The sequence below is a fragment of the Streptomyces sp. NPDC110618 genome (genome assembly GCF_055657065.1).
The window spans coordinates 108,004-134,273 of sequence record NZ_JBVKBN010000003.1 but is presented as its reverse complement, the minus strand read 5'-3'; the positions used below and the strand labels follow the sequence as shown (position 1 = coordinate 134,273).

24 protein-coding genes and 1 pseudogene are annotated in these 26,270 nt (G+C 71.4%); 15 read left to right on the top strand and 10 right to left on the bottom strand.

All coding sequences use genetic code 11. The annotated features are described in order from the left end of the window. The first annotated feature begins 148 nt into the window (after positions 1 to 148). The 13 genes from ACZ7L7_RS07140 to ACZ7L7_RS07080 all read left to right on the top strand — a co-directional run bounded on the left by ACZ7L7_RS07140 (position 149) and on the right by ACZ7L7_RS07080 (position 13,825). Entirely contained in the window at positions 149 to 2,170 is a 2,022-nt protein-coding gene (locus ACZ7L7_RS07140; RefSeq protein WP_453599537.1) for a beta-galactosidase, read from the top strand. A 119-nt stretch (positions 2,171 to 2,289) separates the two neighbouring features. Beyond that, positions 2,290 to 3,849 (top strand): glycoside hydrolase family 53 protein, encoded by a 1,560-nt coding sequence (locus tag ACZ7L7_RS07135; protein ID WP_471430546.1) that lies wholly within the window; start codon positions 2,290 to 2,292, stop codon positions 3,847 to 3,849. 158 nt (positions 3,850 to 4,007) lie between these two features. Continuing rightward, positions 4,008 to 4,295 (top strand): ArsR/SmtB family transcription factor, encoded by a 288-nt coding sequence (locus tag ACZ7L7_RS07130; RefSeq protein WP_471430543.1) that lies wholly within the window; start codon positions 4,008 to 4,010, stop codon positions 4,293 to 4,295. Between the two features lie 5 nt (positions 4,296 to 4,300). Next, on the top strand, positions 4,301 to 5,263 hold the full coding sequence (locus ACZ7L7_RS07125; RefSeq protein WP_453599545.1) for an SMP-30/gluconolactonase/LRE family protein: 963 nt from the start codon (positions 4,301 to 4,303) through the stop codon (positions 5,261 to 5,263). Between the two features lie 165 nt (positions 5,264 to 5,428). Then, a complete protein-coding gene (gene crcB, locus ACZ7L7_RS07120; protein WP_285512140.1) occupies positions 5,429 to 5,851 on the top strand; it encodes a fluoride efflux transporter CrcB in 423 nt (140 codons plus the stop codon). Beyond that, positions 5,848 to 6,204 carry a DUF190 domain-containing protein gene (locus tag ACZ7L7_RS07115; protein ID WP_472075189.1) on the top strand — a complete coding sequence of 119 codons (357 nt, stop codon included), beginning with the start codon at positions 5,848 to 5,850 and terminating at the stop codon, positions 6,202 to 6,204. The genes crcB (ACZ7L7_RS07120) and ACZ7L7_RS07115 overlap by 4 nt, the downstream gene beginning before the upstream one ends. Beyond that, positions 6,201 to 6,560, top strand: coding sequence for a fluoride efflux transporter CrcB (gene crcB, locus ACZ7L7_RS07110; RefSeq protein ID WP_453599554.1), 360 nt, complete (start codon positions 6,201 to 6,203; stop codon positions 6,558 to 6,560). The genes ACZ7L7_RS07115 and crcB (ACZ7L7_RS07110) overlap by 4 nt, the downstream gene beginning before the upstream one ends. Before the next feature lie 160 nt (positions 6,561 to 6,720). Further along, on the top strand, positions 6,721 to 7,398 hold the full coding sequence (locus tag ACZ7L7_RS07105) for a FadR/GntR family transcriptional regulator (protein ID WP_285512442.1): 678 nt from the start codon (positions 6,721 to 6,723) through the stop codon (positions 7,396 to 7,398). Then, on the top strand, positions 7,395 to 8,858 hold the full coding sequence (locus ACZ7L7_RS07100; RefSeq protein ID WP_285512137.1) for an amino acid permease: 1,464 nt from the start codon (positions 7,395 to 7,397) through the stop codon (positions 8,856 to 8,858). The genes ACZ7L7_RS07105 and ACZ7L7_RS07100 overlap by 4 nt, the downstream gene beginning before the upstream one ends. 49 nt (positions 8,859 to 8,907) lie before the next feature. Next, on the top strand, positions 8,908 to 9,924 hold the full coding sequence (locus ACZ7L7_RS07095) for an asparaginase (RefSeq protein WP_471430540.1): 1,017 nt from the start codon (positions 8,908 to 8,910) through the stop codon (positions 9,922 to 9,924). Positions 9,925 to 10,064: 140 nt separating this feature from the next. Further along, positions 10,065 to 11,474 (top strand): aspartate ammonia-lyase, encoded by a 1,410-nt coding sequence (gene aspA / locus ACZ7L7_RS07090; RefSeq protein WP_285512135.1) that lies wholly within the window; start codon positions 10,065 to 10,067, stop codon positions 11,472 to 11,474. Between the two features lie 36 nt (positions 11,475 to 11,510). Continuing rightward, positions 11,511 to 12,452 carry a glutaminase gene (locus tag ACZ7L7_RS07085; RefSeq protein WP_471430538.1) on the top strand — a complete coding sequence of 314 codons (942 nt, stop codon included), beginning with the start codon at positions 11,511 to 11,513 and terminating at the stop codon, positions 12,450 to 12,452. 68 nt (positions 12,453 to 12,520) lie between these two features. Then, on the top strand, positions 12,521 to 13,825 hold the full coding sequence (locus ACZ7L7_RS07080) for a hypothetical protein (protein WP_472075185.1): 1,305 nt from the start codon (positions 12,521 to 12,523) through the stop codon (positions 13,823 to 13,825). A gap of 3 nt (positions 13,826 to 13,828) precedes the next feature. Here the strand turns inward: ACZ7L7_RS07080 and ACZ7L7_RS07075 are convergent. The 5 genes and pseudogenes from ACZ7L7_RS07075 to ACZ7L7_RS07055 form a co-directional block, all read right to left on the bottom strand. After that, a pseudogene (locus ACZ7L7_RS07075) lies at positions 13,829 to 14,663 on the bottom strand (MOSC domain-containing protein). A 76-nt stretch (positions 14,664 to 14,739) separates the two neighbouring features. Next, complete coding sequence (locus tag ACZ7L7_RS07070) at positions 14,740 to 15,933, bottom strand: D-alanyl-D-alanine carboxypeptidase family protein (RefSeq protein WP_453599569.1); 1,194 nt, start codon at positions 15,931 to 15,933, stop codon at positions 14,740 to 14,742. An 84-nt stretch (positions 15,934 to 16,017) separates the two neighbouring features. Further along, the gene (gene rho, locus ACZ7L7_RS07065) at positions 16,018 to 17,145 is read right to left on the bottom strand and encodes a transcription termination factor Rho (RefSeq protein WP_285512130.1); all 1,128 of its coding nucleotides are present in this window, start codon (positions 17,143 to 17,145) and stop codon (positions 16,018 to 16,020) included. 238 nt (positions 17,146 to 17,383) lie between these two features. Further along, positions 17,384 to 18,211 carry a class I SAM-dependent methyltransferase gene (locus tag ACZ7L7_RS07060; protein ID WP_285512129.1) on the bottom strand — a complete coding sequence of 276 codons (828 nt, stop codon included), beginning with the start codon at positions 18,209 to 18,211 and terminating at the stop codon, positions 17,384 to 17,386. 29 nt (positions 18,212 to 18,240) lie between these two features. After that, positions 18,241 to 18,639 (bottom strand): nuclear transport factor 2 family protein, encoded by a 399-nt coding sequence (locus tag ACZ7L7_RS07055; protein ID WP_285512128.1) that lies wholly within the window; start codon positions 18,637 to 18,639, stop codon positions 18,241 to 18,243. Positions 18,640 to 18,714: 75 nt separating this feature from the next. Between ACZ7L7_RS07055 and ACZ7L7_RS07050 the strand changes: the two genes are divergently transcribed. Together ACZ7L7_RS07050 and ACZ7L7_RS07045 are read left to right on the top strand one after the other, a co-directional pair. Then, complete coding sequence (locus ACZ7L7_RS07050; RefSeq protein WP_285512127.1) at positions 18,715 to 19,278, top strand: PadR family transcriptional regulator; 564 nt, start codon at positions 18,715 to 18,717, stop codon at positions 19,276 to 19,278. Positions 19,279 to 19,283: 5 nt separating this feature from the next. Continuing rightward, complete coding sequence (locus ACZ7L7_RS07045) at positions 19,284 to 20,039, top strand: class I SAM-dependent methyltransferase (RefSeq protein WP_471430531.1); 756 nt, start codon at positions 19,284 to 19,286, stop codon at positions 20,037 to 20,039. Here ACZ7L7_RS07045 and ACZ7L7_RS07040 read toward each other — a convergent pair. The 5 genes from ACZ7L7_RS07040 to ACZ7L7_RS07020 all read right to left on the bottom strand — a co-directional run bounded on the left by ACZ7L7_RS07040 (position 20,009) and on the right by ACZ7L7_RS07020 (position 26,130). Continuing rightward, a complete protein-coding gene (locus ACZ7L7_RS07040) occupies positions 20,009 to 20,752 on the bottom strand; it encodes a winged helix-turn-helix domain-containing protein (protein ID WP_285512125.1) in 744 nt (247 codons plus the stop codon). The two genes, ACZ7L7_RS07045 and ACZ7L7_RS07040, sit on opposite strands and share 31 nt — an antisense overlap. Positions 20,753 to 20,884: 132 nt before the next feature. After that, positions 20,885 to 21,853: an acetylxylan esterase gene (locus tag ACZ7L7_RS07035; protein ID WP_471430529.1), complete on the bottom strand. Its 969-nt coding sequence runs from the start codon at positions 21,851 to 21,853 to the stop codon at positions 20,885 to 20,887. A gap of 185 nt (positions 21,854 to 22,038) precedes the next feature. Further along, positions 22,039 to 22,728 carry a response regulator gene (locus ACZ7L7_RS07030; protein WP_453599578.1) on the bottom strand — a complete coding sequence of 230 codons (690 nt, stop codon included), beginning with the start codon at positions 22,726 to 22,728 and terminating at the stop codon, positions 22,039 to 22,041. Continuing rightward, on the bottom strand, positions 22,725 to 24,134 hold the full coding sequence (locus ACZ7L7_RS07025; RefSeq protein ID WP_285512122.1) for a sensor histidine kinase: 1,410 nt from the start codon (positions 24,132 to 24,134) through the stop codon (positions 22,725 to 22,727). Before ACZ7L7_RS07025 ends, ACZ7L7_RS07030 begins: the two co-directional genes overlap by 4 nt. A gap of 10 nt (positions 24,135 to 24,144) precedes the next feature. Next, a complete protein-coding gene (locus ACZ7L7_RS07020) occupies positions 24,145 to 26,130 on the bottom strand; it encodes an APC family permease (protein WP_471592237.1) in 1,986 nt (661 codons plus the stop codon). Between the last annotated feature and the right edge of the window lie 140 nt (positions 26,131 to 26,270).

Below are 26,270 nucleotides of genomic sequence, written 5' to 3'. Positions count from 1 at the left end.
GAGAACCTGCCATGCTTCTGTGAGCGTTCACAGTAGAGAAACATCCCGGACACTTGTCAATGGTTGTTGCTGTGCGGTTATGTTGGGCTCACACCACGATCGCTGTGTGTGTACGTTCCCAAATGATCGATTACCCGGGAGAGATTCCATGCCGGAGACCACCCCCAAGGGCCTCACCAGGCTCGCCTTCGGTGGGGACTACAACCCCGAGCAGTGGCCGGAATCCGTCTGGCAGGAGGACGTCCGGCTGATGCGCGAGGCCGGAGTCACGATGGTCAGCGTCGGGATCTTCTCCTGGGCCCTGCTGGAGCCCGCCCGCGGCAGCTACGACTTCGGCTGGCTGGACCGCGTACTCGACCTGCTGCACGACAACGGCATCCGCGTCGACCTCGGCACCCCCACCGTCGTCCCCCCGGTCTGGTTCTACCGGGAACACCCCGAGGCCCTGCCGGTCACCGCCGACGGCGTGCGCCTGGAGTTCGGCTCCCGCGGCGCCATCTGCCACAGCAACGCCGACTACCGCGCCGCCGCCGCGAACATCACCACCCGGCTCGCCGAGCGGTACGCCGACCACCCGGCCCTGGCCATGTGGCACGTGCACAACGAGTACGGCGTCCCCGTCTCCGCCTGCTACTGCGACTCCTGCGCCGCCCACTTCCGCCGCTGGCTGGCCGCCACCTACGGCACCGTCGACGCCGTCAACGAGGCCTGGGGCACCGCCTTCTGGGGCCAGCGCTACACCGACCTCGCGCAGATCAACCCGCCGCGCACCACACCCACGGTCGGCAACCCGGCCCAGGCGCTGGACTACAGGCGGTTCGCCGACGCCACCATGCGCGAGAACTTCGTCGCGGAGCGGGACATCCTGCACCGGCTCACCCCGGACGTCCCGGTGACCACCAACTTCATGACCGCGCTCAGCCAGTGCGACTCGGTCGACTACTGGGCCTGGGGCCGCGAGGTCGACATCGTCACCAACGACCACTACCTGATCACCGACGGCCGGCGCACCCATGTGAACCTCGCGATGGCCGCCGACCTCACCCGCTCGGTGGCCGGGGGAGCGCCCTGGATCCTGCTGGAGCACTCCACCTCGGGCGTCAACTGGCAGGCCCGCAACCCCGCCAAGGCTCCCGGTCAGATGGCCCGCAACTCCCTCGCCCATGTGGCGCGCGGCTCCGAGGGCGCCATGTTCTTCCAGTGGCGGCAGTCCCGGCGCGGCGCCGAGAAGTTCCACTCGGCGATGGTCCCGCACGGCGGCACCGACACCCGCGTCTGGCGCGAGGTCGTCGAACTCGGCGCGTCCCTGGACTCGTTGAGCACCATCCGGGGCTCCCGCACGCAGGCGGACGTCGCCGTGCTGTGGGACTGGCACTCCTGGTGGGCGCAGAACCTCGACTGGCGGCCCAGCGAGGACCACGACCCGCGCGAACGCGCGGACGCCTTCTACGAGGCCCTCTACGACCGCCACCTCACGGTCGACTTCGCCCACCCCGAGGCCGACCTGTCCGGCTACCCCCTGGTCGTCGTCCCCGCCCTCTACCTGATGACCGAGGCCGCCGGGAACAACCTCAGGGAGTATGTCGAGAACGGCGGCACCCTCGTCGTGTCGTACTTCTCCGGCATCGTCGACGAGCACGACGCCGTGCACGAGGGCGCCTGCCCCGGCGCGCTGCGGGACGTGCTCGGCCTGACGGTGGAGGAGTTCTCACCGCTGCTGAAGGACGAGACGGTACGGATCACCGGCCCCGACGGCTCCGAGCTGACCGGCGATGTGTGGACCGAGTTCGTGGTGCCCGGCGCGGCCGAGACGGTCTGGACGTACGCCGACGGCCTGACCGCGGGCCGCCCCGCGGTCACCCGGCACCGGCTCGGCGCGGGCACCGCCTGGTACGTCTCCACCCGCCTCGACGCGCAGGGCCTGGACGCCCTCCTGGGTTGGGCCGCCGAGGACGCCCGGATCGCGCCGCGCGCCGACCTGCCGCACGACGTCGAAGTCGTCCGGCGTGCGGGCGAGTCCGGCATGTACCTCTTCGCGATCAACCACAGCCCGTCGGACGTCAAGGTGCCGCTGGAGGCGCACGGCACCGAACTGCTCACGGGCGAACGAGCCGCGGGCCGCCTCGAAGTGCCCGCCGGAGCCGTCCGGGTCGTCCGGCTCGACGGCTGAACCGACCCCCCTCCGCCCGCGATTCAGGACAGCCGCGGGCGGAGGGGCACCCCCTCGGAGCCACCCCGACAGGCCCCGGGGTTCTTATCCCCGTTACGTCGAAGGGACGACGGACGACGATGTTCCATCCCAGACGCACGACGAAGGCCCTGCTGCTGCCGCTCGCGGCCGGGCTCGCCCTCACCGCCCTGCCCGCGCAGACCGCGCAGGCCGCCTCGACCCTCATCAACGGCGGCTTCGAGTCCGACGGAGCCGGCGCCGCCACGCCGGCCGGCTGGTCCGAGTACGGCTCCACGGCCGCCTCGTTCTCCGAGGCCGGCGGACACAGCGGCGGCTACCGGCTCAGCCACTGGTCGTCCTCCGCCTACAAGGTGGAGACCTATCAGTACCTCTCCGGACTGACCAACGGGAACTACAGGCTCACCGCCTGGGTCCGCTCGGGCGGCGGCCAGAACTCCGCCTACATAGCCCTGAAGAACTGCGGCGGCACCGAGCAGCGCACCGACATACCCGTCTCCTCCAGCGGCTGGATACGCATCGTCGTGCCGGTCCAGGTGACCAACAACCAGTGCACGATCAGCATCAACAGTGACGCGAACGCCGGCAACTGGATCAACGTCGACGACCTGACCTTCGCCTCCGGCACGTCCAGCACGTCGATCAAGGGTTCCGATGTCTCCTCCCTCGCCAAGAGCGAGGCGCTGGGCGGGAAGTACAGGAACAGCTCGGGCGGCACCGGCGACGCGCTGGCCATCCTGAAGTCCGCCGGGCAGAACTACGCCCGCGTCAAGGTCTGGGTGAACGCGGCCGACGGCTACAACGGCAAGGACGAGGTCCTGGCCATGGCCAAGCGGATCAAGGGCCAGGGCATGAAGCTGCTGGTGGACTTCCACTACTCCGACACCTGGGCCGACCCCGGCGCCCAGACCAAGCCCGCCGCCTGGGCCGGGCACTCCTACAGCCAGCTCAAGTCCGACGTCTACAACCACACCTACGACGTGCTCAACGCCCTCAAGGCGCAGGGCACCACGGCCGACATGGTCCAGGTCGGCAACGAGATCAACGGCGGCATGCTGTGGAACGAGGGCTCCACGAGCAACTGGTCCCAGCTCGCCGGACTGCTCAACTCCGGCTACGACGCGGTCAAGGCGGTCAACTCCTCCACCCAGGTCGCCCTGCACCTCGCCAAGGGCGGTGACCTCTCCGGCACCCGCTGGTGGTTCGACAGCGCCGTCGCGAACGGTGTGAAGTTCGACGTCATCGGCCTGTCGTACTACGGCTACTGGCACGGCACCCTGTACGACTTCCAGACCACCCTGGACGACGCCGCGACCCGATACGGCAAGCCGGTCTTCGTCGCCGAGACGGCCTACCCCTTCCGGCTCGACAGCGAGGACGCGCACGAGAACATCATCGACCTCGCAAGCGAACTCGTCCCCGGCTACCCGGCCACCACCACCGGCCAGACCCGCTGGATGAACGACATCGCGAGCATCGTCGAGGCCGTCCCGGGCGGCCGTGGACTGGGCGTCTTCTACTGGGAGTCGACCTGGACCGCGGTCACCGGCAACGGCTGGGACCCGACCGACCCCTCCTCCGGCAACGGCTGGGAGAACCAGGCCCTGTTCGGCTACGACGACAAGGCCCTGCCCGCGACGGCGTGGCTCCGCCACCGCTGACCCGGCGGACGGGCCGCTGAACCGGCCGGTACCGAACTGCCCTCCCTCGCACGGCAGTTCGGTACCGGCCAAGACGCGGAGAGTGCCGGACATATCGGCATCCCCTGCGGGACAGTGGACGCACGCGCTTCGAGGAGAGCCGGACGGAGGGGACCGTGATGTTGAGGACACCTGTGAACGAGAGGCGTCTGGACATCCTGGAGTGGCTGAAGGACCCGGCCGCGCACTTCCCGCCCCAGCGCCACGGCGACCTCGTCGAGGACGGCGTCACCTGCGACGCCGTCGCCGCGAAACTCGGAGTGCCCCGCGGGGTCGCCGAGAACCACCTGCACCTCCTCGCCCGGATAGGGCTGCTGCGCACCCGTCGCATCCGCCGCCACGTCCACTACCGTCGTGACGAGGTCCGCATCGCCGAAGTGGCCCGCATGTTCGAGAAGGGCTGGTAGACCGTATGAACCGTTCCGGCACGCTCGTCCCGCACCGCTGCGTCGCGATCGGCGGCCACGGCCCAGAGGACGTCGTCGCCGACGCCCGCGGCCGGGTGATCACCGGCGTCGAGGACGGCCGCATCCTGCGGCTCGACAACCTCGCCGACCCCGACCACATCCGCGTCACCGTGCTCGCCGAGACCGGCGGACGCCCACTCGGCCTCGAACTCCTCGGCGACGACACCCTGTTGGTCTGCGACGCCGACCGCGGACTGCTGCGCGTCGACCTGACCGACGGCACCGTCCGCATCCTCGCCGACTCGGTGGCGGGGGAGCCCCTGCGCTTCGCCAGCAATGTCGTCGCCCTCTCCGACGGCAGCGTGTACTTCACCGTCTCCAGCCGCCGTTACCCCCTGCAGCAGTGGATCGGCGAGATCGCCGAACACACCGGCACCGGGCGCCTGCTGCGCCTCGAACCGGGCTCCGAGACCCCCGAAGTCGTCCTGGAGGGCCTTCAGTTCGCCAACGGCCTCGCCGCGAGCGCCGACGAATCCTTCCTGGTCGTCGCCGAGACCGGCGCCTGCCGCCTCACCCGCTACTGGCTCACCGGCCCGAAGGCGGGCAGCGGCGAACCCTTCGTCGAACACCTCCCCGGCATGCCCGACAACATCTGGCGCGGCGCCCCCGACGGCCCCATCTGGGTCGCGCTCGCAGGCCCGCACCTCCCGCCCCTGGACCTGCTGCACCGCGCCGCGCCCGCCGTCCGCCGTGCCGCCGCCCGGATCGCCGTGCGCGCCCCCTACCGCCCCACCGCCGCGATCGGCGCCCTCGCCGTGGACGACACCGGCGCCACCGTCCACCACCTCACCGGCCGCAGCCCCGGCTTCCGCATGGTCACCAGCGTCTGCGAGGCAGGAGGTCACCTCGTCCTGGGCAGCGTCCACGAGCGCGGCATCGCCCTGTGCGAGCCACCCGCCCCGAAGTGACCCGGCCGAAGCCCCGGAGTTAACCTGGTTCCCGGCCGCGATCATCCTCGCGGCGCGGCGGTGGGGCCCGCCGTACCCGAACCGCGGCACGGCAGCCGCCAACGGTCCCTACTTGCACCGGCACGCGCCCGCGGACCGGGCCCCGGCGAGTAGGAGACGTACGACATGACAGCCCCCCACAGGCTTCTGCGCGGCCAGGGCCCCGTCGTCGCCGTGGTCGCCCTGGGCGGCGCCCTCGGCGCCACGGCCCGCTACGCGCTCACCCTGTGGTGGCCCCTCGAACCCGGCGGATTCCCCTGGGCGACCTTCTGGACCAACGTCGTCGGCTGCGCCGTGATCGGCGCCTTCATGGTGCTGATCACCGACGTGTGGGCCGCCCACCGCCTCGTCCGCCCCTTCTTCGGCACCGGCGTGCTCGGCGGCTTCACCACGTTCTCGACCTACGCCGTGGACACCCGCCGCCTGCTCGCCGGCGGCCACCCGGGAACCGCCTTCGCCTACCTGTTCGCGACCCTCCTCGCCGCCCTCACCGCGGTGTGGCTCGGCGCGACGACGACCCGACGACTCGTGCGGGGGAGACAGCCATGACCCGACTCACCGGCGCCGCGCTGCGCCTGACCGTCCTCGTGGGCGAGCACGACACCTGGCACCACCGGCCGCTCTACAGCGAGATCGTGCACCGCGCGCACACCGCGGGGCTGGCCGGGGCCAGCGTCTTCCGCGGTATCGAGGGGTTCGGCGCCTCCTCGCTGATCCACACCTCGCGGCTGCTCTCCCTGAGCGAGGACCTTCCCGTCGCGATCGTGATCGTCGACACGGAGGAGCGGATCCGGGCCTTCCTGCCCCGGCTCGACGAGCTCGTCACCGAGGGGCTGGTCACCCTCGACCCCTGCGAGGTCATCCGGTACACCGGCCGCACGGCGGGGGAGCCCCCGGCGTGAACTGGCTGCTGGTCGTCGCGGGCGCCATGGTCGGCGCACCCCTGCGCTACCTCACCGACCGCGCGGTGCAGTCCCGGCACGACTCGGTCTTCCCCTGGGGCACCTTCGTGGTCAACGCCGTCGGCTGCCTGATCCTCGGCCTGGTCACCGGTGCCGCGAGTACGGACGTCCAGCTGCTGCTCGGCGCGGGCCTGTGCGGGGCCCTGACCACGTACTCGACCTTCTCCTACGAGACCCTCCGGCTGGCCGAGACCGGCGCTGGGCGGTACGCCCTCGCCAATGTCGTCGGCAGCGTGAGCGTCGGCCTGGCCGCCGCCTTCGCGGGGGTGTGGCTCGCGGACGCGGTGTGGGGGTGACCGGGGGCGGACCGAGGGCCCCGCATTCAGTGCGAGCATCCCGCTGAAAGTTTCCTTTCAGCGACCTTGACAGCGGCCTCACGCCACCCTGAGTATCACTCCCGTGAACCTGTCAGACAGCCGGACAGCCGGACAGCAGCCGCCCCGCCGCGTCAGCGCCATGGAGGCGGTCCTCGCCCATCTGCGCAGCGCCATCGAGCGCGGCGAGTACGCCGTGGGGGACAAGCTCCCCTCCGAGGCGGAGCTGTGCCGCACCCTGGAGGTCAGCCGTCCCGTGCTGCGCGAGGCCCTCAGGGCCCTGCAGACCATGGGGCTGACCGTCTCCAAGACCGGCAAGGGCACCTTCGTGGTCGCGAGCACCGTGGAGGACCCGACCTTCGGCGACTACGCGGCCAGCGACCTGCTGGAGGTCCGCCGGCACGTGGAGATCCCGGTCGCCGGGTACGCGGCGGTGCGCCGCACCCCGGAGAACCTCGATCACCTGGCGCATCTGCTGGACCGTATGGAACGCGAGACGGACACCACCGCGTGGGTCGCGATGGACACCCTCTTCCATCTCGCCGTCGCCGAGGCCGCCCAGAACCCGGTGTTCCGCCGGGTCATCGAGGAGATCCGCGACGCACTGGCGCGTCAGTCGGCCTTCCTCAACGAACTGGGCGGCCGCCGCGAGCAGTCCAACCGCGAGCACCGGGCGATCGTCGAGGCGCTCATCGACGGTTCCGAAGTCGACGCCGCCGAGGCGATGGCCCATCACCTCGACCGCGTCGAGACCACCCTCACCGACATCGTGCGCCCCGGGCACACGAGCACCTCCACGGAAGGCGGACGCGAGCGTTGAGCGAGCAGTCCCTGCGCAATGAGGCGCAGACCCCGCACGACGGCGTGCAGGAACGTTCCGGCCATGTCGACGCCGGAGACGCCGGGTACAGCAAGTCCCTGAAGTCCCGGCACGTCAACATGATCGCCATCGGTGGCGCCATCGGCACCGGCCTCTTCCTCGGCGCCGGCGGCCGCCTGGCCGACGCCGGCCCCTCCCTCTTCATCGCCTACGCGGTCTGCGGCGTCTTCGCCTTCCTGGTCGTCCGCGCCCTCGGCGAACTCGTCCTGTACCGGCCCTCCTCCGGCGCCTTCGTCTCCTACGCCCGTGAGTTCATGGGGGAGAAGGGCGCCTACACCGCGGGCTGGATGTACTTCCTGAACTGGGCCACCACCGGCATCGCCGACATCACCGCGGTCGCCACCTACACCCACTACTGGGGCATGTTCTCCGACATCCCGCAGTGGGTGCTCGCCCTCATAGCCCTGGCCGTGGTGCTCACCGTGAACCTGATCTCGGTACGCATCTTCGGCGAACTGGAGTTCTGGTTCGCCATCATCAAGGTCAGCGCACTGGTGATCTTCATGTGCATCGGCATCTTCCTGCTGGTCACCCAGCACGAGGTCGACGGCACCACCCCCGGCCCCTCCCTCATCACCGACCACGGCGGCGTCTTCCCCAACGGCCTGCTGCCGATGCTGCTGATCATCCAGGGCGTCGTCTTCGCCTACGCCTCCGTCGAGCTGGTCGGCGTCGCCGCCGGTGAGACCGAGAACCCCGAGAAGATCATGCCCAAGGCGATCAACTCGATCATGTGGCGCGTCGGCCTGTTCTACGTCGGCTCCGTCGTCCTGCTCTCGATGCTGCTGCCCTGGTCCTCCTACAAGGCGGGCGAGAGCCCCTTCGTCACCGTGCTCTCCAACATCGGCATCCCGGCCGCCGGCGGTGTGATGAACCTGGTCGTCCTCACCGCGGCCATGTCCTCGCTCAACTCCGGTCTGTACTCCACCGGCCGCATCCTGCGCTCCATGGCGATGTCCGGCTCCGCCCCCAAGTTCACCGGAGTGATGAGCCGCAGCCAGGTCCCCTACGGCGGCATCCTGCTCACCAGCGGCATCTGCGTCCTCGGCGTCGGACTCAACTTCGTCGTCCCCGCCGACGCGTTCGAGATCGTCCTCAACTTCGCGGCGATCGGCATCCTCGCCACCTGGGGCATGATCATGGTCTGTCACCTGCTCTTCTGGCAGAAGACCCAGAAGGGCGAACTCACCCGCCCCGGCTACCGCTTGCCGGGCTCCCCCTGGACCGAACTCGTGACGCTGGCCTTCCTCGCCTCCGTCCTGGTCCTCATGTACGCCGACGGAGGCGCCGGCCGCACCACCGTGCTGTGCCTGCCCCTGATCGTCGGCGCGCTCGTCGCCGGCTGGTACGCGATCCGCCGCCGCGCCGAGCGCACCCCCCTCGACAAGGCCGACGCGTAACCCGCGTCCGGCCGCCCATCCACCACCCACCACCAGGAATCAGGCAGTGATGGACAGCAGTTCCCTCGCGGACGCACCCCTTGTCCGTGAACCCCTCCACGCCCCCGTCGCCCACCTCATACGCGGCGGGGTCGTGGAAGGGATCCACTACGGTTCGGTCGTCGTCCTCGGCACCGACGGTGAGGTGCGGCTCCAACTCGGCGACATCGAGGCCGCGTTCTACCCGCGCTCCGCCCTCAAGCCCGTCCAGGCCGCCGCCATGGTGCGCGCCGGGCTGCCCCTGGACGGTGAACTCCTCTCCCTCGCCGCCGCCAGCCACTCCGGCGAGGAACGGCACATCGCCGGCGCCCGGCGCATCCTGGAGCTGGCGGACGTGCCCGAGAGCGCCCTCGGCAACGTCGCGGACCTGCCGCTGGACCCGGTCGTCCGCGACGCCTGGATCCGCGAGGGCCGGCTGCCCTCGCAGCTCGCCCAGAACTGCTCCGGCAAGCATGCGGCGATGCTGTACACCTGCCGGATCAACGGCTGGCCCCTGGACGGGTATCTCGACCCCGGGCATCCGCTCCAGCAGGCGATCGCCGAGATCGTGGAGGACCTCACGGGGCAGCGCATCGCGCGGGTCACCGTCGACGGGTGCGGCGCTCCGCTGTTCGCCGTCTCGCTGCACGGGCTGGCCCGGGCCGCGGCGCGGATCACCACCGCGGTGGCGGGGACGCCCGAGGCGCGGGTCGCCGACGCCATGCGCGAGCACGCCGAGATGGCCTCCGGGGCCGGGCGGGATGTCGCCGCGCTGATGCGGGCCGTGCCCGGTCTTCTGGCGAAGGACGGCTTCGAGGGCGTGCAGGTCGCTGCGCTGCCTGATGGGCGTGCTGTCGCCGTGAAGATCTCTGATGGGGCCAATCGGGCGCGGATTCCTGTCGCTGCGGCGGCGCTTGGGTGGGCGGGGGTTGAGCCGTCGCTGCTCGCCGAGTTCCAGGGCGAGGCGTTGCTGGGCGGTGGTCGGGCTGTGGGGTGTGTGCGGCCTGTTCGGTCGCTGGAGCCTGTTGTTGTTTCGTCGTGCGCCTAATGGGGTGCCGGGAGCTGTTGTCGTGCGCCGATCGGTGCGTTGTGGCTGGTCGCGCCCCGCGGCGGTAGCCGCAGATCAACCATGCCCCGCGCCCCTGAGGGAGTTTCCCCTCTCTACGCCAGAAAGCGAGCCTTTCCCTCATGAACCTCGTCACCCGTCGCGAGCACGACCTGCTCGGCGACCGTGATGTCCCCGCCGACGCCTACTGGGGTGTGCACACCCTGCGGGCCACCGAGAACTTCCCCATCACGGGTACACCGATCTCGGCCTACCCGCACCTGATCGACGCCCTCGCCGCCGTGAAGGAGGCCGCCGCTCTGGCCAACCAGGAGCTGGGGCTGCTGGAGTCGCGGAAGGCCGACGCGATTGTCGCCGCGTGCCGGGAGATCCGGGACGGGAAGCTGCACGACCAGTTCGTCGTGGACGTGATCCAGGGCGGTGCGGGCACCTCGACGAACATGAACGCCAACGAGGTGATCGCCAACCGGGCGCTGGAGCTGCTGGGGCACGCCAAGGGCGAGTACCGGCATCTGCACCCCAACGAGGACGTCAACCTCAGCCAGTCGACCAACGACGTCTACCCGACCGCCGTCAAGATCGCGACCGTCTTCGCGGTGCGTGGACTGCTCAAGGCGATGGCCGTACTGCAGGACTCGTTCGCCCGCAAGGCCGTCGAGTTCCGTGATGTGGTCAAGATGGGCCGTACACAGTTGCAGGACGCGGTCCCCATGACGCTGGGGCAGGAGTTCTCCGCGTACGCGGTCATGATGGACGAGGACCGGTCAAGACTTGACGAGGCCGTCGAGTTGATCCATGAGATCAACCTCGGTGCCACGGCCATCGGCACCGGACTCAACGCTCCCGCCGGATACGCCGAGGCCGCTCGTCGCCACCTCGCCGACATCACCGGACTGCCCCTGGTCACCGCCGCCAACCTGGTCGAGGCCACCCAGGACTGCGGTGCGTTCGTGCAGATGTCCGGCGTCCTCAAGCGGATCGCCGTCAAGCTCTCCAAGAGCTGCAACGACCTGCGGCTGCTGTCGTCCGGGCCGCGCGCGGGGCTCGGCGAGATCAACCTGCCGCCGGTGCAGGCCGGTTCGTCGATCATGCCCGGCAAGGTCAACCCGGTGATCCCCGAGGTCGTCAACCAGGTCGCCTTCGAGGTGATCGGCAACGACGTGACCATCACCATGGCCGCCGAGGCGGGCCAGCTCCAGCTCAACGCCTTCGAGCCGGTCATCCTGCACTCCCTGTCGGAGTCCATCACCCATCTGCGCGCCGCCTGCCTCACCCTCGCCGAGCGCTGCGTGGACGGCATCACCGCCAACACCGAGGAGCTGCGCCGGACCGTGGAGAACTCCATCGGCCTGGTCACCGCGCTCAACCCGCACATCGGGTACACGGCCGCCACCGACATCGCCAAGGAGGCCCTCGTCACCGGCCGCGGCGTCGCCGAACTCGTGCTGGAGAAAGGGCTGTTGCCCGCCGAGACCCTCGCCGATGTGCTGCGCCCCGAGAGCCTCGCGGGCAGCGCGGCCCCGCTCGTCTGACCTGCGAAGGCGCGCCAGGACCGGCCCGGAGGCACAATGGTGATCATGAGCGTTCCCCCCTCGTCCCAGACCTTCAAGCCGGTCCTGGAGCGCATCGCCGACGAGATCGGCCGCACCCCGGGCCGGGGCCGCGCCGCCGACTACATCCCGGCGCTCGCGGCCTGTGACCCGCGCAGCTTCGGCATGGCCGTCGCCGAACTGGACGGCACGGTGTACGGGGTGGGGGACTGGCGCGAGCCCTTCTCCACCCAGTCCATCACCAAGGTCTTCACCCTCGCCCTCGACCTGGCCCGCGAGGGCGAGGAGTTGTGGGAGCACGTGGGCCGCGAGCCGTCCGGCAACCCCTTCAACTCGCTGGTGCAGCTGGAGTACGAGAATGGCATCCCGCGTAATCCGTTCATCAACGCCGGCGCCCTCGTCGTCACCGACCGGCTCCAGACCCGTACCGGCGACGCGGCCGGCGAACTGCTCGCCTTCCTGCGCTCGGAGAGCGGCAACCCGGCGCTGGACTTCGACAAGGAGGTCGCCGACTCCGAGTCCGCCAACGGCGACCGCAACGCCGCCCTCGCCCATTTCATGGCCTCCTACGGCAACATCGACAACCCGGTGCCGGTCCTGCTCGACCAGTACTTCCGCCAGTGCTCCCTCCGCGCCTCCTGCGCCGACCTGGCCCTGGCCACCGGATTCCTCGCCCGCCACGGAGTGCGCGCCGACGGCTCCCGGCTGCTCAGCCGCAGCCAGGCCAAGCAGGTCAACGCGGTGATGCTGACCTGCGGCACGTACGACGCGGCCGGTGACTTCGCCTACCGCGTGGGCCTGCCCGGCAAGAGCGGCGTCGGCGGCGGCATCATCGCCGTCGTCCCAGGCCGCTGCACCCTGTGCGTGTGGAGCCCCGGCCTGGACGAGCGCGGCAACTCGGTGGCCGGGGTGGCGGCCCTGGACCGCTTCACGACCCTCACGGGCCTGTCGGTCTTCTGACGGACCGGCAGGGACGGTGTCCCGCAATCCGGTTGAGCCGCCCCGCCCGACCCGCGATGATCATCAGCATGTTCTCGCGCAAGCCCCGCCGCCCCAAGTCCCCCGAACTCCTCAAGGCCTGGGAGTCCCTCGACTCCGGAGACATACCCGGCGCGCTGCGGCAGCTGCGCTCCGGCACCGACTCCCTGCCCCTGGCGGAGACCGCCCTGGTGGTGGCCCGTGCCGCAGGTGCCGCCGGGTTCGACGACCTGGAGCAGGCCGCCGAGGCGGTCGTCGCCCACCCCGACCGGCCGCAGGAGCTGTACGACTACGGGTACGCGTGCGTGGAGCGCGGCGTCTCCTATCTGGCCGTCCCCGCCCTGCGCGAGGCGCTGCGCCTGGCGCCGGGTTCCCTGGCGGCCCTGCGCGAACTCGTCTCCGCCTACGAGCGCGAGGAACGGCACGGTGAGGCCGTGGAGGTCCTGTCGGCGCACGACGGCGAGCTGACCGACTGGCCGGACCGCTACCTCCTGGTCCACAACGCCCTCATGGCGGGCGACCTGCCGCTGGCCCGCCGCCAGCACGCGCTGCTCGCCCCTCCGGAGGACGACCAGTGGCAGTTCGCGCGGACGCGGCAGAACCGCATGCTGGAACGGGCGGCGAGCGCGCAGGGCGCGGGCCCTGTGGACCGTACGGACCTGCGGGGCTGGCAGTACGTCCTCGGCGGCACCGTCCTCGGCACCCTGTCCCCGCACGGCTACAGCGCGGGCATGACCGGGCGGTACGCCTGGCTCCAGGACTCCTACGACCAGTGCCTGCGCGGCCTGCTGCGGCTGAGGACCGTACTGGAGGCGGCCGGGGTGCGGCCCACGTCCGTGTCCCTGCTGCCCGACCGCGCCGGCCGCGTCCTGGGCCTGGCCGCCGCCGAGGTGCTGGGCCTTCCCGCGGTGCCCTTCGCGCCCGAGCGGGCGGACACCGTGGTCGTGGCCTACGACCTGAACGACGTCGATCCGGAGATCCTCGGGCAGCTCTACGAGCGGACCCCGGGACAGGTGCTGCACGAGCACGCGAGCTGCTGGACCGACCCGCCCGCCGTCTGCGCCGACTCCGTCACCCTGCTCCACCAGTCGAACACGGCGCCCTGGGCGGGCCTGCTGCGCCAGACGGAGGACGGCGGCATCGAGCGCTCGGCCCCGGACGAGCGCCCCGAGGAGGAGATCGCCGCGGACATCGTCTGCGCCGACCCGACCCCCGAGGAGGGCGACGACGACGCACCCGCCGACCCGGACGAGGCACTGCGCGCCTTCGTCGAGGCGGTCCGCGCCACCTGGCTCCAGGGCGAGCGAGCACGCCTGCAGTCGTCGGGCCCGGTCCCGAGTTCCCGCTTCATGTGAGGGCTACCGCTCGGACTCGCCCCACTGGTCGACGACCACCTCGTCACCGACGGACAACTTCCCCGGCCGCACCACGGAGAACTTCGTACCGAAGACCACGCCCCCGCTCGCCGCACGCCGGTACATGGCCAGCGTCCGCAACGGCTCCTTGCCGGCGCGTGCCCCGGCCTCCTGGTCGACGAGGGTGACGGCACAGCGCACCGCGAGCTTGGCGTAGCCCAGCTCCGTCCCGCCGATCCGCACCCGGCGCATACGGTCCTCGGCGTGCGGCTCGGCCGCCCAGTCGGCGCCGTCGACGACGATGTTCGGCCGGAACCGGCTCATCGGCAGCGCGGGGGCGCCGTGTTCGGCCATCCGCCGGTCGAGCAGGGCCAGGGAGGCGCGGGACAGCAGGTGCACGGCGCTGCTGTCGGCGTAGCCGGGACGGACCGGGCGTCCAGCCGTCGGCGATCCTGCCGTGCTCGGGCGGCACCCGGACCAGTCTGCTGGGCGTTCCCAGTACCTCCGACAGCCAGGCGGCGGCCGCGTCGCCCTGGTCGACGCCAGTGAAGGCGTCCCCGAACAGATCGACGGCACGGCGCGGTCCCGACGTGATGACGTCGATTTCCACGCCCGTGCCGTTCGCGGCGAGTGACAGCGCGGTACCCCCGGCGCTCACCGAGGGTTTGATCAGGGCCAGTCGGGGATGGCGGCGCTGGGTGCGGTAGACCCCGTTCTCGTCGGTGACCATGAAGGTACGGTCGTGCGCGAGGCCCGCGGGGGTGAGCAGGGCCTCGCCCATCGAGGTGCCCGCGCAGCCCTTCACGGGGTAACAGACGAGATCCACGACATTGGCCATGCGCCGCCTCCTCGGGTCTGCGGCCAGGCTAGAACATCTGCCTCAACCCCCTTGCGCCGAGGGGCTGTCCGGAGGATCAGTCCTCCGTCTCCCGGCGCCTTGCGGGCCGCAGCGTCAGCGCCATGACACCGGCCCCGGCGATACCGGCGCCCGCAACCATCCCCGCCTCCGCCCAGCCCGGGCCCTTGTGCGCCGGCTTCGCCACCGGAGCGGCGGCCGCGGTCACCGGCTCCGGGCCGGGGCGGGGTTTGGCGCGCAGTTCGTCGAGGGAGCCCACCGCGTCGACCCGGTCGGCCGCCTCGAAGCCCCAGTCGAGCAGTTCCCGCGCCTCCTCGTAGACGGCGAAGCCACCGCCGTACTGCGGGTTCATGACGGTGACGACGAGGGTGCGGCCGCCCTTGCGGGCGGCGGTGACCAGGGTGTGCCCGGCCTGGCTGGTGTAGCCGTTCTTGATGCCGATCAGACCGGGGTAGGGCTCCACCCCGTCGGAGCCGGTGAGCAGCCGGTTGGTGTTGCGGATGGCGTACGAGCCGCCGTCGCGGGCCGGGAACCGCGCCTCGACCGTGCCGCAGTACCGGGCGAACTCCTTGTTGCGCAGCCCCGCCCGGCCGAACACCGCGAGGTCGAAGGCAGAGGAGACCTGGCCGGGCGTGTCGTACCCGTCCGGGGAGAGTACCCGCGTGTCGTGGGCGCCGAGCGCCCGCGCCTTGGCCTGCATCCGGGCGGCCGTGGTCCGCCAGCCGCCGTTGAGGTGGGCCAGGACGTGCACGGCGTCGTTCCCGGAGTTCAGGAACACCCCGTTCCACAGGTCCGAGATCCGGTAGGTGCGGTCCTCGGCGACACCGACCATGCTGCTGCCGGGACCGATGCCCGCCAGTTCCTCCTCGTCGACCGTGTGCCGGATCCCGGCGGGCAGGGTGGGCAGCACCGTCAGAGCGAACAGGGTCTTCAGGGTGCTGGCGGGCGGGAGCTTGCGGTGCGCGTTCCTCGCGGCCAGCACCTCGCCGGTGTCGGCGTCGGCGACCACCCAGGACAGCGCGGAGAGCCGCGGTACCCGGGGCGCCCCCTCCCGCGGTCTGACCTGCGTGCCGGAGCGGTTCAGCAGCGACGGCCGGTGCCCCGCCGCCGTACGCGCCCGGTCCGCGCCACCGGACCCCGCTCCGCCCTCGTCGGCCACCGCTGCGGGCCCGAGGGCCAGCAGGCCCGCCACACACAGCGCGCAGGACGACGCGGTCACCGCGGACACCCGGGAAGAGAATCTGATCGTCATATGATCAACGTAGAAAGGGTGGGGCCGCACACCGCGCTGCCCTGACGGAGCGTCGCCCGCGAGCACCCGGATGCCGTACGGCGGTCAGGAGCCCTTCGGCAGCGTCGGCTGGACCCGCCGCAGGAAGGTCGAGTTGTCCGGCGTCTCGCGCAGGCGTTCCAGCAGGGTCTCCAGGCCGTCCTTGTTCTGCAGCACCCGCCGCAGGCCGGTCACGGCGGCCAACTCGGGCCCGGTCAGCAGGAGTTCCTCGCGGCGGGTGCCGGAAGGATTGACGTCGACCGCTGGGAAGACCCGGCGCGCGGCCAGTTCGCGGCTCAGGCGCAGCTCCATGTTGCCGGTGCTCTTGAGCTCCTCGAAGTAGAAGTCGTCGGCCCGGGAACCGGTCTCCACCAGGGCCGTGGCCAGGATGGTGAGCGAGCCGCCCTCCTCGGCGGAGCGCGCGGCGCCGAAGAATCGCTTCGGGCCGATCAGCGCGGAGGCGTCGACACCGCCGCTGAGGGTACGGCCACCGGCGGCGGCCGCGTTGTTGTGGGCCCGGCACAGCCGGGTCAGCGAGTCCAGCAGGATCACCACGTCCTCGCCCGCCTCGACGAGCCGCTTGGCCCGTTCGACGACGAGTTCGGCGAGCGCGATGTGCTGCTTGGGTGCCCGGTCGAACGTGGAGGCGTACACCTCGCCGCGCACCGAGCGCCGCATCTCGGTGACTTCCTCGGGGCGTTCGTCGAGCAGCAGCACCATCAGCCGACATTCGGGGTGGTTGCCGGCGACGGCGGCGGCGAGCTGCTGGAGCAGGACGGTCTTGCCGGTCTTGGGCGGGGCCACGATCAGCCCGCGCTGGCCCTTGCCGACGGGGGTGAGCAGGTCGGCGACGCGGCCGGTCAGTCCGGCGGCCGGGTGTTCGAGGCGGATCCGCTCGCTCGGGTGCAGCGGGGTGAGGTCGGCGAACCGGCGGCGGTCGCGTTCGGGGGCGCGGCCGTTGACGCGGGCGACCTCGGTGAGGCTCCGCCGGTCGCCGCGCACGCCCTCGACGAGGTCGCCCTTGCGCAGGCCGTGGCGGCGGATCAGGGCGGGGGAGACCTGGAGGTCGGAGGAGGTGGTCAGCAGGCTGTCGGCGGCGCGCAGGTGCCCCTTCCCGCCGGCGTCGATGTCGAGCACGCCGAGGACGGTGGGGGGTGCGGAGTTCTGGACCGCGGGTTCGAGTGTGGTGGTCATGGGTGGGGTCCTTTCGCGGACGGACGGCATGAGGCATGCGTGGGGAAGGGGATTGCCGCGGGAAGTGAGGCGGACACAGCGTGCCTCCAGGCGGCGGGAACAGCACCTCGGGTATGGCAAGAACGCTGGTCACGAGGTGGTGAGGAAGCCGGGGATCACCGGCTGAACTGAAGGAGAACTGGCACCGGCGCCCGGGACCGGGCGTACACAAGTGCTAACGGGACGGTACCACGGGGGATCAGCGCGTGGCGAGGAGTCCGTACAACAGGGGAATCCGGGGCTCGGGAAGACGCCACCAGCCGGAGTCGGCGGTGACCATGTGCGGCCAGCGCTGCCAGGGCAGCTCGTCGCACTCACGGAGCCGCCGGACGGTCAGTCCCGCCCCTGTCAACGCGGTGACGACCTCTCCTATTCCGTGCATCCACTCGTAACTGTCGGTGGCGCCCTCGACGGCCGGGCCGTCGGTGTAGGTGTGGGTCGCGTCCCGGTGCACGGGACCGCCGCCGCCGAGGTAGTCGTGGCGCAACAGGAGTTCGGGCCCCTCGCCCGGCGCGGGCTTCGGCCCAAGGGAGTTGAGCAGCGGATGGAACTCCACGAGGTACAACAGGCCGCCGGGGCGCAGGAGTTCGGCCACTACCGCAGCCCAGCGCGGCAGGTCCGGCAGGTAGCACAGGGCACCCTTGCCGGTGTACACGACGTCGAACCGGGCCGGACCGAGGGCGGTCACGGCGTCGTACACGTTCGCCTCGACGTACGCGACCTCGGCGCCCGCCTTCCGGGCGATCGCGCGGGCGGCCTCGACGGAGGCGGCGGAGAAGTCCAGGCCGGTCGCACGGGCACCGCGCCGGGCGAACGCGACGGTCTCGGTGCCGAGATGGCACTGGAGATGGAGCACGTCCCGCCCCGTCAGGTCGCCGAGGTCGGTCCACTCGAACGGGGCGAACCAGCGCTCGGGATCGAGGTCCTGGTCCAGGCCGTAGAAGCGGCTGGCGAGGTGGACGGGCGTGCGGGCGTCCCAGTTCGCCTGGTTCGCCCGCATCAGCCGTGCCTGCTCGTCGGTGCTCATGGGGACATCAAACCGCGAACGGACCCCTCTCACACGGAGCGTCGCTGTGCCTCCGCCGCGATTCGGTCGAACTGCGCGCCCATGGCCTCGGCCAGCGCCTGGGCGGCCGACAGCGGGCGGACCATCACCGTGAACTCGTCGATCAGGCCCTCGTCGTTGACGTGGAGGAAGTCGCAGCCCTGGATCTCCCGGTCACCGACCCGCGCCTTGAAGACCAGGGCGTGGTCGCGGCCGTCCGTGTCGTTGATCTCGCGGACGTAGTGGAAGTCCTCGAAGACCCGCGCCACCCCGCGCAGGATCGCCGCCGTCATCGCCTTGCCGGGATACGGCTTGAACACGACCGGGCTGGTGAAGACGACGTCCTCGGCCAGCAGCGCCTCGGCGGCGTCGAGGTCCCATTTCTCGATGGCCTCGCGGAATGCCCGCATCGCCCCTCCAGGGTCGATAGTCAATTTGTTGAGTAGGTGCGGAAGAGATTAATCACCTCCTGCTAGCGTGTCCATATGTCGCTGAAGTACGCCGTCCTCGCCGCCCTCCTGGAGGGGGAGGCGTCGGGCTACGAGCTGTCCAAACTGTTCGACGTGTCGCTCGCGAACTTCTGGGCCGCCACCCCGCAGCAGCTCTACCGGGAGCTGGAGCGGCTGGCGCAGGACGGCCTGGTCAGCGCGCGGGTCGTCCAGCAGGAGCGCCGACCCAACAAGCGGATGTTCACGCTGACCGAGACGGGCCGCGCGGAGCTGGGCGCTTTCGCCGAAGAGCCCGTACGGCGGCCCGCCGCGATGCGCGACGAACTGCTGATCAAGATCCAGGCCATGGACGAGGCGGACCCGGCGGCGGTCCGGGAACTGGTCGAGGAGCGGATGACCTGGGCGCGCGCCAAACTGGCGCGATACGAACGGGTCCGGGAGCGGCTGCTGGCCGGGCGGACCGAGGAGGAGTACCTGCGCGGGACCGACCGCGTCGGCCCGTACCTCACCCTGCAGGCCGGGCTCGCCTACGAGCGGGAGATCCTTGCCTGGTGCGACCGCGTCCGCACGGTCGTTGAGCAGCGGGCTGCTCTAAGCTGACCCGGATGTTCAGCCCCGAAGGCCCCTCCCTGCGCGAACTCGCCGTCCAGGCGCTCTCGTCCGTCGAGCGCGGCTACGACCTGCTCGCCCCGAAGTTCGACCACACCCCCTTCCGCACCCCGGACTCGGTGCTCGACGCCGTCGCCGAGACACTGGCGAGCAGGGGCCCCTTCGGTCACGGCCTCGACCTGTGCTGCGGCACCGGCGCCGGGATCGACGTCCTCGCCCGGGTGTGCCAAGAAGGCGTCACCGGCGTCGACTTCAGCGCGGGCATGCTCGCCGTCGCGCGTGGTCGCCGCCGCGAGCCGGGCCCACCGGTGTCCTACGTCCGCGCCGACGCCCGCGCCCTGCCGTTCGGGCCCGCCTTCGACCTGGTGGTGAGCTTCGGCGCGTTCGGCCACTTCCTGCCGCGTGAACTGCCCGCCCTGTTCGCCCAGGTGCACTCGGTCCTGCGGCCCGGCGGCACCTTCACCTTCCCGGTCGTCGCGCCGCCGCGGCCCGCTTCCCGGGCGTACTGGATGCTGCTGGGCTTCGACCTGGTGATGCGGGTGCGCAACGCCGTGTGGCGTCCGCCCTTCGTGATGTACTACCGCGCCTTCCGGTTCGGCGAGGTGTGCCGCGAGCTGGAACGGGCCGGATTCACCGTGGAGTTGACGGCGCTGCCCGAGTTCGGGCAGCGCCGTGACGGCAGTCCGCGGGTGCGGATGGTGCTCGCCCGCCCCGCCGGGGCTCAGCCGGCCGCCGGGAGGGTGAACTCGTAGACCAGCGCGTCCTGCCGCGAGTCCACCAGCAGATCAGTGATCTCCAGCGGGCGGGCGTACTGGTCGTGCACCTGCCGGGTGACCCGTACCGAGGAACAGCCTTCCAGCGGCGTGATGGAGTCCCGGTGGTGCAGGGTCAGGCCCGCCTTGCGCATCCAGTCGTAGGCGCGGCGCAGTTGGGCCGCGGTCGACGAGCGGGCGCGCTCCCGGTAGCGGCCCAGCTCCTCGACCTCGGCGAGCGCCACGGCCGAGAACGAGGTCACGGCCGTGCGGCGGCCCAGTCCGTCGGCGCCCTCGGACTCGTAGCGGTGCACCAGCGTCGGACGGTGCGGGGCCAGGCCCAGGGCCTGCGCGTGGCCGGGCGGCGGTGCCTCCCAGGTGACCGTCGTGCGGTCCACGGCGCGCGGGTCGGCCGACCGGGCGCCCACCGGGAAGGTCAGCGCCGCGGGGTTCTCCACCGGCCGGCCGGACAGTGTGGCATGGCTGCCGCGCCGGTCGGTGGCGACCAGACCGTCGTGCCGCAGCACCTCAAGGGCCTGCCGTACCGTCTCCCGGCTGACGCCGAAGTGCCGGGCCAAGTGCCGCTCGCCCGGCAGGCGTTCGCCGGGCGGGATGGTCCCGTCGCGCAGCTCCGCGAGCAACTGCGTCGCGACGCTCCAGTAGAGGGGCTGCCCCTCGATGTGCGGGTGTTCGTGTGGGGTGGTGCGGGCCATGCCGCGCCCTCCTGTTGGTGACGTGCGGTAGCCATGTCGACTCATTGCGCCACCACATCTAGCATTGGTCTAAACCACTAGGGAAGGGTGTCGGGCCGGTTCGGCTGAAACCGGCCCGCCGCAGGGCTCCGCTCAGGCGTACGACTTCAGCCAGCGCAGCTTGGCCGCGTCGTGGTACGGGCCGCCGCCCTCGTGGTCGTTGAACTCGTACACCTCGATCGCCTTCTCCTCGCGGGCCCAGGAGTTGAAGGCCGCGAACACGGTCGACGGCGGGCAGGTCTGGTCCTCCAGGGCGGCCGAGAACAGGGCCGGGGCCCGGCCGCGCGCGGCGAAGTGGACGCCGTCGAAGTAGGAGAGCGTGCGCAGCACGTCCTGGGTGCGGCCGCGGTGCGTCTTGAGGTACGCGCCTATCTCGCGGTACGGGTGACGGTCCGTCAGTGTCGTGGCGCGCGGGAAGTCGCACAGGAACGGCACGTCCGGGGCGACGGCCACCAGGTCCGGCACCAGCCCGCCCACCGCGATCGTGATCCCGCCACCCTGGCTGGAGCCCGTCACCGCGGTGCGCGAGGCGTCGGTCAGCGGATGCGACCGGGCCGCCTCCACCGCCCGTACCGCGTCCGTGAACACCCGCCGGTAGTAGTAGTTCTCCGGCGCGTCGATCCCGCGCGTCATGAACCCGGGGTACGCGGGCGCCCCGCCCACCGGGTCCGCCGTACCGCCGCCCGCGCCCCAGGCGCTGCCCTGACCGCGCGTGTCCATCACGAAGTGCGCCCGCCCCGAGGACGCCCACAGCAGATGTTCGTGCGGCAGCCCCCGCCCGCCGCCGTACCCGATGAACTCCACGACCAGCGGCAACGGCTCCTCGGCCGCGGCCGGAACCGTCAGCCACCCCTTCACCGGGTGCCCGCCGAACCCGGCGAACGTCACGTCGTACACCGTCACCGTGGTCAGCCCCGTGTCGACCGGCTCGAAGCGGGCGTCCAGATCGTGCTCCCGGGCCTCCTGGAGCGTCTTGGACCAGAAGGCGTCGAAGTCCTCCGGCGCGACGGACTCACTGACGTATTCGCGCATTTCGTCGAGCGGCAGATCGAACAGGGCCATGGGGAACCGCCTTTGGCAGGAACGGGTACGGGTGATCACACACCGTACGACGGTGATCGGACCTCTCGCCAGGTCGAAGGCCCGCACTCACTGGCCCTCGGCCCCGAGTAACCGCTGGTCAGAGCGGCCGAGTCGGCCTTCCCCGGCGAAAGTTTCATGATCGTTTCGCCTCGCGGGTGGTCGGGTCACCCGGCGGGAGTATCTGGGACGAAGCGGTAGCCGATGCCGGGTTCGGTGACGAGGTAGCGCGGCCGGGAGGGCTCGGGTTCGAGCTTGCGGCGGAGGTTGGCGAGGTGGACGCGCAGGTAGTTGGTCTCCTTCTCGTAGCGCGGTCCCCATACCTCCTGCAGGAGCTGGCGCTGGGTGACCAGGCGGCCGGGATGGCGGACCAGGATCTCCAGCAGGTGCCACTCGGTGGGGGTCAGGCGCGTCTCGCCGGCGGCTGTGGTGACGCGCTTGGCGGCCAGGTCGACGGTGAACGCCGCGGTGGTGACGACGGGCTGTTCCTCGGCGGGGGCGGCGCGGCGCAGGGCGGCGCGGATCCGGGCCAGCAGCTCGCCCATGCCGAAGGGCTTGGTGACGTAGTCGTCGGCGCCCGCGTCCAGGGCGTTGATCTTGGCGGTCTCGTCGTGCCGCGCGGACAGCACGATGATCGGGGCGGTGGACCAGCCGCGCAGGCTCTCGATGACGGTGATGCCGTCGAGGTCGGGCAGGCCGAGGTCGATGACGGCCAGGTCCGGCGGGGCGTCGGCGGCGGCCCGGAGCGCGCCCGCGGCGTCCGTGGCGGGACTGGTCCGGTAGCCGCGGGCGCCCAGGGCGATGGTCAGGGCCCGCAGCAGGTGCGGGTCGTCGTCGACGACGAGGATGCGGGTCATGGCGCGAGGGGGAGGGTGAGGGTCATGGTCAGTCCGCCGCCGGGGGTGTCGGTGGGAGTGAGGCGGCCGTTCATGGCCTCGGTGAAGCCGCGGGCGATGGCCAGGCCCAGGCCGAGGCCCTGATGGGTGGTGCGGTCGTCCAGACGCTGGAAGGGGGCGAAGACGCGTTCGCGGTCCTCGGCCGGGATACCCGTGCCATGGTCGACGATCCGCAGCACGAGGGTGTTCTCTTCCTGACGGGCGTGGAGGTGAACGGGTTGGTCGGGCGGTCCGGCCTCGAAGGCGTTGGCGACCAGATTGGCGATCACCCGCTCCAGCAGTCCGGGGTCGGCCCACACGGGCGGCAGGTCGTCGGGAACGTCGATGTCGAGCAGGCGCCCGGCGGGCCGGGGCGTGTGCAGCAGGGCGGCGGCCGTGATCTCGTCCAGGGCGGTGGCGCGGGGGCTGATGCTCAGGGCACCGGCCTGCAGGCGGCTGAGCGCCAGCAGGTTCTCCACCAGGTCGCTCATCTTGTCCGCGGCGGTGTCCACAGCGGACAGCAACTCGCCGCGCTGGGCCTCGGTGAGCTCCAGATCGGGTTCACGCAGGACCGACACGGAGGCCTTGATCCCGGCGAGCGGGGTGCGCAGATCGTGGCCCACCGCGGCCAGCAGCGCCGCCCGCAGCCGGTCGATCTCGGCCAGCTCCCGGGCCCGGGCCGCCTGGTCGGCCAGCCGCTCGGCCTGCAGTGCCCGGGCGGCCGCCGTGGCCAGCAGGACGAGGAAGCGCTGGTCGGCGGCGAAGACGGCGGGACCGTCGGCGACCAGCCGCAGGTGTTCCCCGGCGGACGCGGACAGCGCCGGATCGGCGGAGGGCAGGTCACCGACGACGGCCACCGGGTGCTCGCCGCCGGCGTCGCGCTCCAGCAGCGCGGCACCGGTCATGCCGAAAGTGTCCCGGACATGCTCCAGTACGGCGGTCAGCGGCCGTTCCTCCAGCGGAGCCTGCGTGATCCGGGCCAGCAGGGCGGCTTCAACCCCGCTCCGGGCGGCGGCGGCTCGGTGCCGGGCGGCCAGGTCCACGGCCACGCTGACGGTGGTGGCCACCACGACGTACACGGCCAGCGTGATGACCAGGTCCCGGCTCTCCGCGCCCAGGGTGCGAAACGGCGGCACGAAGAAGAAGTTGACCAGCAGGTCCGAGGCCACCGCGGTGGCCAGGGCCACAACCAGGCCGCCGGTGGCGGCCACGACGACCACCGCGGTGAGGTAGAGCAGCACCACGCTCGCCAGCGACAGCGAGCCCTTCACGGGCACCAAGACGGCGGTGAGCACCGTCAGCCCCACCGCGGCCCCGCCGGCCGCCGCCAGCCGGCGGGTGACGCCCCCGCGCCGCCCGCCGTCACGCGACGGTTCCAAGCCCTGCATGATCGAAACGCTAGCCGAGCCCGGCCCCGCCGCGCGGCGGGCCCTGCCGCAGCCGCTGCGCGGCCACCCGGTGGCTGGAGTCCAGCTGCCACGGCACGCTGGTCACCATCACCCCGCGCTGGAACAGCAGCCGGGCCTTCAGCCGCAGCGCGGACTGGTTGTGCAGCAGGTGCTCCCACCAGTGGCCGACCACGTACTCGGGGATGTACACGGCGATCAGGTCCTCGGGATGGGTTCGGTGCAGACGGGCGATGTACTCCAGCACCGACCCGGTGATGTCCCGGTACGGCGACGACATCACCGTCAGCGGGACCGGGATCCCCCGTTCCTCCCACTCCGCGCGCAGCCCCTCGATCTCCTCCTCGCTGATCCTCACCGTGAGCGCGGTGAGGGTGTCCGGACGGGTCGCCTTGGCGTAGCCCAGCGCACGCAGGGTCGGCTGGTGCAACTGCGAGACCAGGACCACCGCGTGGGTGCGGCCGGGCAGGACGATGCCGCCCGGCTGCGGACGCAGTTGCCGGGCCACCTGGTCGTAGTGGCGGCGGATGCCGCGCATCATCACGAACAGCACCGGCACCGCGATCACCACCAGGTACGCGCCGTGCGTGAACTTGGTGAACAGGACGACGACCAGCACCAGCGCGGTCAGACAGGCGCCCAGGGCGTTGATGAGCCGGGAGCGGTGGACGCCCCGGCGCAGCACCGGGTCGGTCATCCCGGCAAGTTCCTGGTTCCAGTGCCGGACCATGCCCGCCTGGGAGAGCGTGAAGGAGGTGAACACGCCCAGGATGTAGAGCTGGATCAGCCGGGTCACCGAACCGTCGAAGGCGTAGATCAGGGCGCCCGCGACCAGCGACAGGATGACGATGCCGTTGGAGAACGCCAGCCGGTCGCCGCGCGTGTGCAGCTGGCGGGGCAGATAGCGGTGCTCGGCCAGGATCGCCGCCAGCAGCGGGAAGCCGTTGAAGGCGGTGTTCGCGGCCAGGATCAGGATCAGCGCGGTCGCGGCCTGGATGTAGAAGAACATCACGCTGTCGGGGCCGCCGAACACCGCGGCGGCGAGCTGCGCGATCACCGTGCGCTGGGTCCCGGTCCCGCAGTCCCCGGGGAAGCCCGCCAGCTGACAGGCGTCCTCCACGTAGCGCACGTCCGCGATCAGCGCGAGCGCCGTGATGCCCGCGAACATGGTGATCGACAGCCCGCCCATCAGCGCCATGGTGGAAGCGGCGTTCCGCTCCTTGGGCGGCCGGAACGCCGGCACCCCGTTGGAGATGGCCTCCACCCCGGTCAGCGCGGTACAGCCGGAGGAGAACGCCCGCAGCGCCAGCAGCACCAGCGCCATGCCGGTCAGCCCCGCATGACCGGGCTCCGCGTGCACCTCCCACCCGGCGCTCTCGGCGACCGGCGCGTGCCCGAACGCGGTCTGCAACAGGCCGATGACCACCATCGCCAGCACACCCGCGATGAACAGATAGGTCGGCACCGCGAACAGCCGCCCCGACTCCCGGACCCCGCGCAGGTTCATCGCGGTCAGCAGCGCCACGAAGCCCAGGTTCACCGCCACCCGGTACGGCGCCAGGTCCGGCACCGCGGAGATGATGTTGTCCACGCCCGCCGCGACCGACACGGCCACCGTCATCACGTAGTCGACCATCAGCGCCGACGCCACGACCAGCCCCGCGGAGGGGCCCAGGTTGCGCGAGGCCACCTCGTACGAGCCGCCGCCGGAGGGGTAGGCCCGCACCACCTGCCGGTACGACAGCACCACCACCGCCAGCAGGACCACCACACCGGCCGCCACCCACGGCGCCAGATACAGATAGGCCAGTCCGCCCAGCGTCAGTACCAGCAGGATCTCCTGCGTGGCGTACGCCACCGACGACAGCGGGTCACTGGCGAACACCGGCAGGGCGATGCGCTTGGGCAGCATCTGGTCACCCAGGCGCTCACTGCTCAGCGGGCGGCCCACGATCAGCCGCTTCAAGGAATGCGTCACGACCAGCAGCCAACGCGCCCGGCCGGGAGCGCCCCGATTCTTGGCGCGTTCTTAACGCCGCCGCCGACGATCTTTACGCCGTCTTGCGCCGCACCGGATCGCGCGGTGCCCTCGGCCGAACGCGCCGAACGCGCCGAACG

Excerpts from the sequence above, each read along its gene's own strand:
- ACZ7L7_RS07140 (WP_453599537.1), top strand. The coding sequence starts at position 149 with ATGCCGGAGACCACCCCCAAGGGCCTCACCAGGCTCGCCTTCGGTGGG.
- ACZ7L7_RS07135 (WP_471430546.1), top strand. The coding sequence starts at position 2,290 with ATGTTCCATCCCAGACGCACGACGAAGGCCCTGCTGCTGCCGCTCGCG.
- ACZ7L7_RS07130 (WP_471430543.1), top strand. The coding sequence starts at position 4,008 with ATGTTGAGGACACCTGTGAACGAGAGGCGTCTGGACATCCTGGAGTGG.
- ACZ7L7_RS07125 (WP_453599545.1), top strand. The coding sequence starts at position 4,301 with ATGAACCGTTCCGGCACGCTCGTCCCGCACCGCTGCGTCGCGATCGGC.
- crcB (WP_285512140.1), top strand. The coding sequence starts at position 5,429 with ATGACAGCCCCCCACAGGCTTCTGCGCGGCCAGGGCCCCGTCGTCGCC.
- ACZ7L7_RS07115 (WP_472075189.1), top strand. The coding sequence starts at position 5,848 with ATGACCCGACTCACCGGCGCCGCGCTGCGCCTGACCGTCCTCGTGGGC.
- ACZ7L7_RS07105 (WP_285512442.1), top strand. The coding sequence starts at position 6,721 with ATGGAGGCGGTCCTCGCCCATCTGCGCAGCGCCATCGAGCGCGGCGAG.
- ACZ7L7_RS07095 (WP_471430540.1), top strand. The coding sequence starts at position 8,908 with ATGGACAGCAGTTCCCTCGCGGACGCACCCCTTGTCCGTGAACCCCTC.
- aspA (WP_285512135.1), top strand. The coding sequence starts at position 10,065 with ATGAACCTCGTCACCCGTCGCGAGCACGACCTGCTCGGCGACCGTGAT.
- ACZ7L7_RS07085 (WP_471430538.1), top strand. The coding sequence starts at position 11,511 with ATGGTGATCATGAGCGTTCCCCCCTCGTCCCAGACCTTCAAGCCGGTC.
- ACZ7L7_RS07080 (WP_472075185.1), top strand. The coding sequence starts at position 12,521 with ATGTTCTCGCGCAAGCCCCGCCGCCCCAAGTCCCCCGAACTCCTCAAG.
- ACZ7L7_RS07070 (WP_453599569.1), bottom strand. The coding sequence starts at position 15,933 with ATGACGATCAGATTCTCTTCCCGGGTGTCCGCGGTGACCGCGTCGTCC.
- rho (WP_285512130.1), bottom strand. The coding sequence starts at position 17,145 with ATGACCACCACACTCGAACCCGCGGTCCAGAACTCCGCACCCCCCACC.
- ACZ7L7_RS07060 (WP_285512129.1), bottom strand. The coding sequence starts at position 18,211 with ATGAGCACCGACGAGCAGGCACGGCTGATGCGGGCGAACCAGGCGAAC.
- ACZ7L7_RS07055 (WP_285512128.1), bottom strand. The coding sequence starts at position 18,639 with ATGCGGGCATTCCGCGAGGCCATCGAGAAATGGGACCTCGACGCCGCC.
- ACZ7L7_RS07050 (WP_285512127.1), top strand. The coding sequence starts at position 18,715 with ATGTCGCTGAAGTACGCCGTCCTCGCCGCCCTCCTGGAGGGGGAGGCG.
- ACZ7L7_RS07045 (WP_471430531.1), top strand. The coding sequence starts at position 19,284 with ATGTTCAGCCCCGAAGGCCCCTCCCTGCGCGAACTCGCCGTCCAGGCG.
- ACZ7L7_RS07040 (WP_285512125.1), bottom strand. The coding sequence starts at position 20,752 with ATGGCCCGCACCACCCCACACGAACACCCGCACATCGAGGGGCAGCCC.
- ACZ7L7_RS07035 (WP_471430529.1), bottom strand. The coding sequence starts at position 21,853 with ATGGCCCTGTTCGATCTGCCGCTCGACGAAATGCGCGAATACGTCAGT.
- ACZ7L7_RS07030 (WP_453599578.1), bottom strand. The coding sequence starts at position 22,728 with ATGACCCGCATCCTCGTCGTCGACGACGACCCGCACCTGCTGCGGGCC.
- ACZ7L7_RS07025 (WP_285512122.1), bottom strand. The coding sequence starts at position 24,134 with ATGCAGGGCTTGGAACCGTCGCGTGACGGCGGGCGGCGCGGGGGCGTC.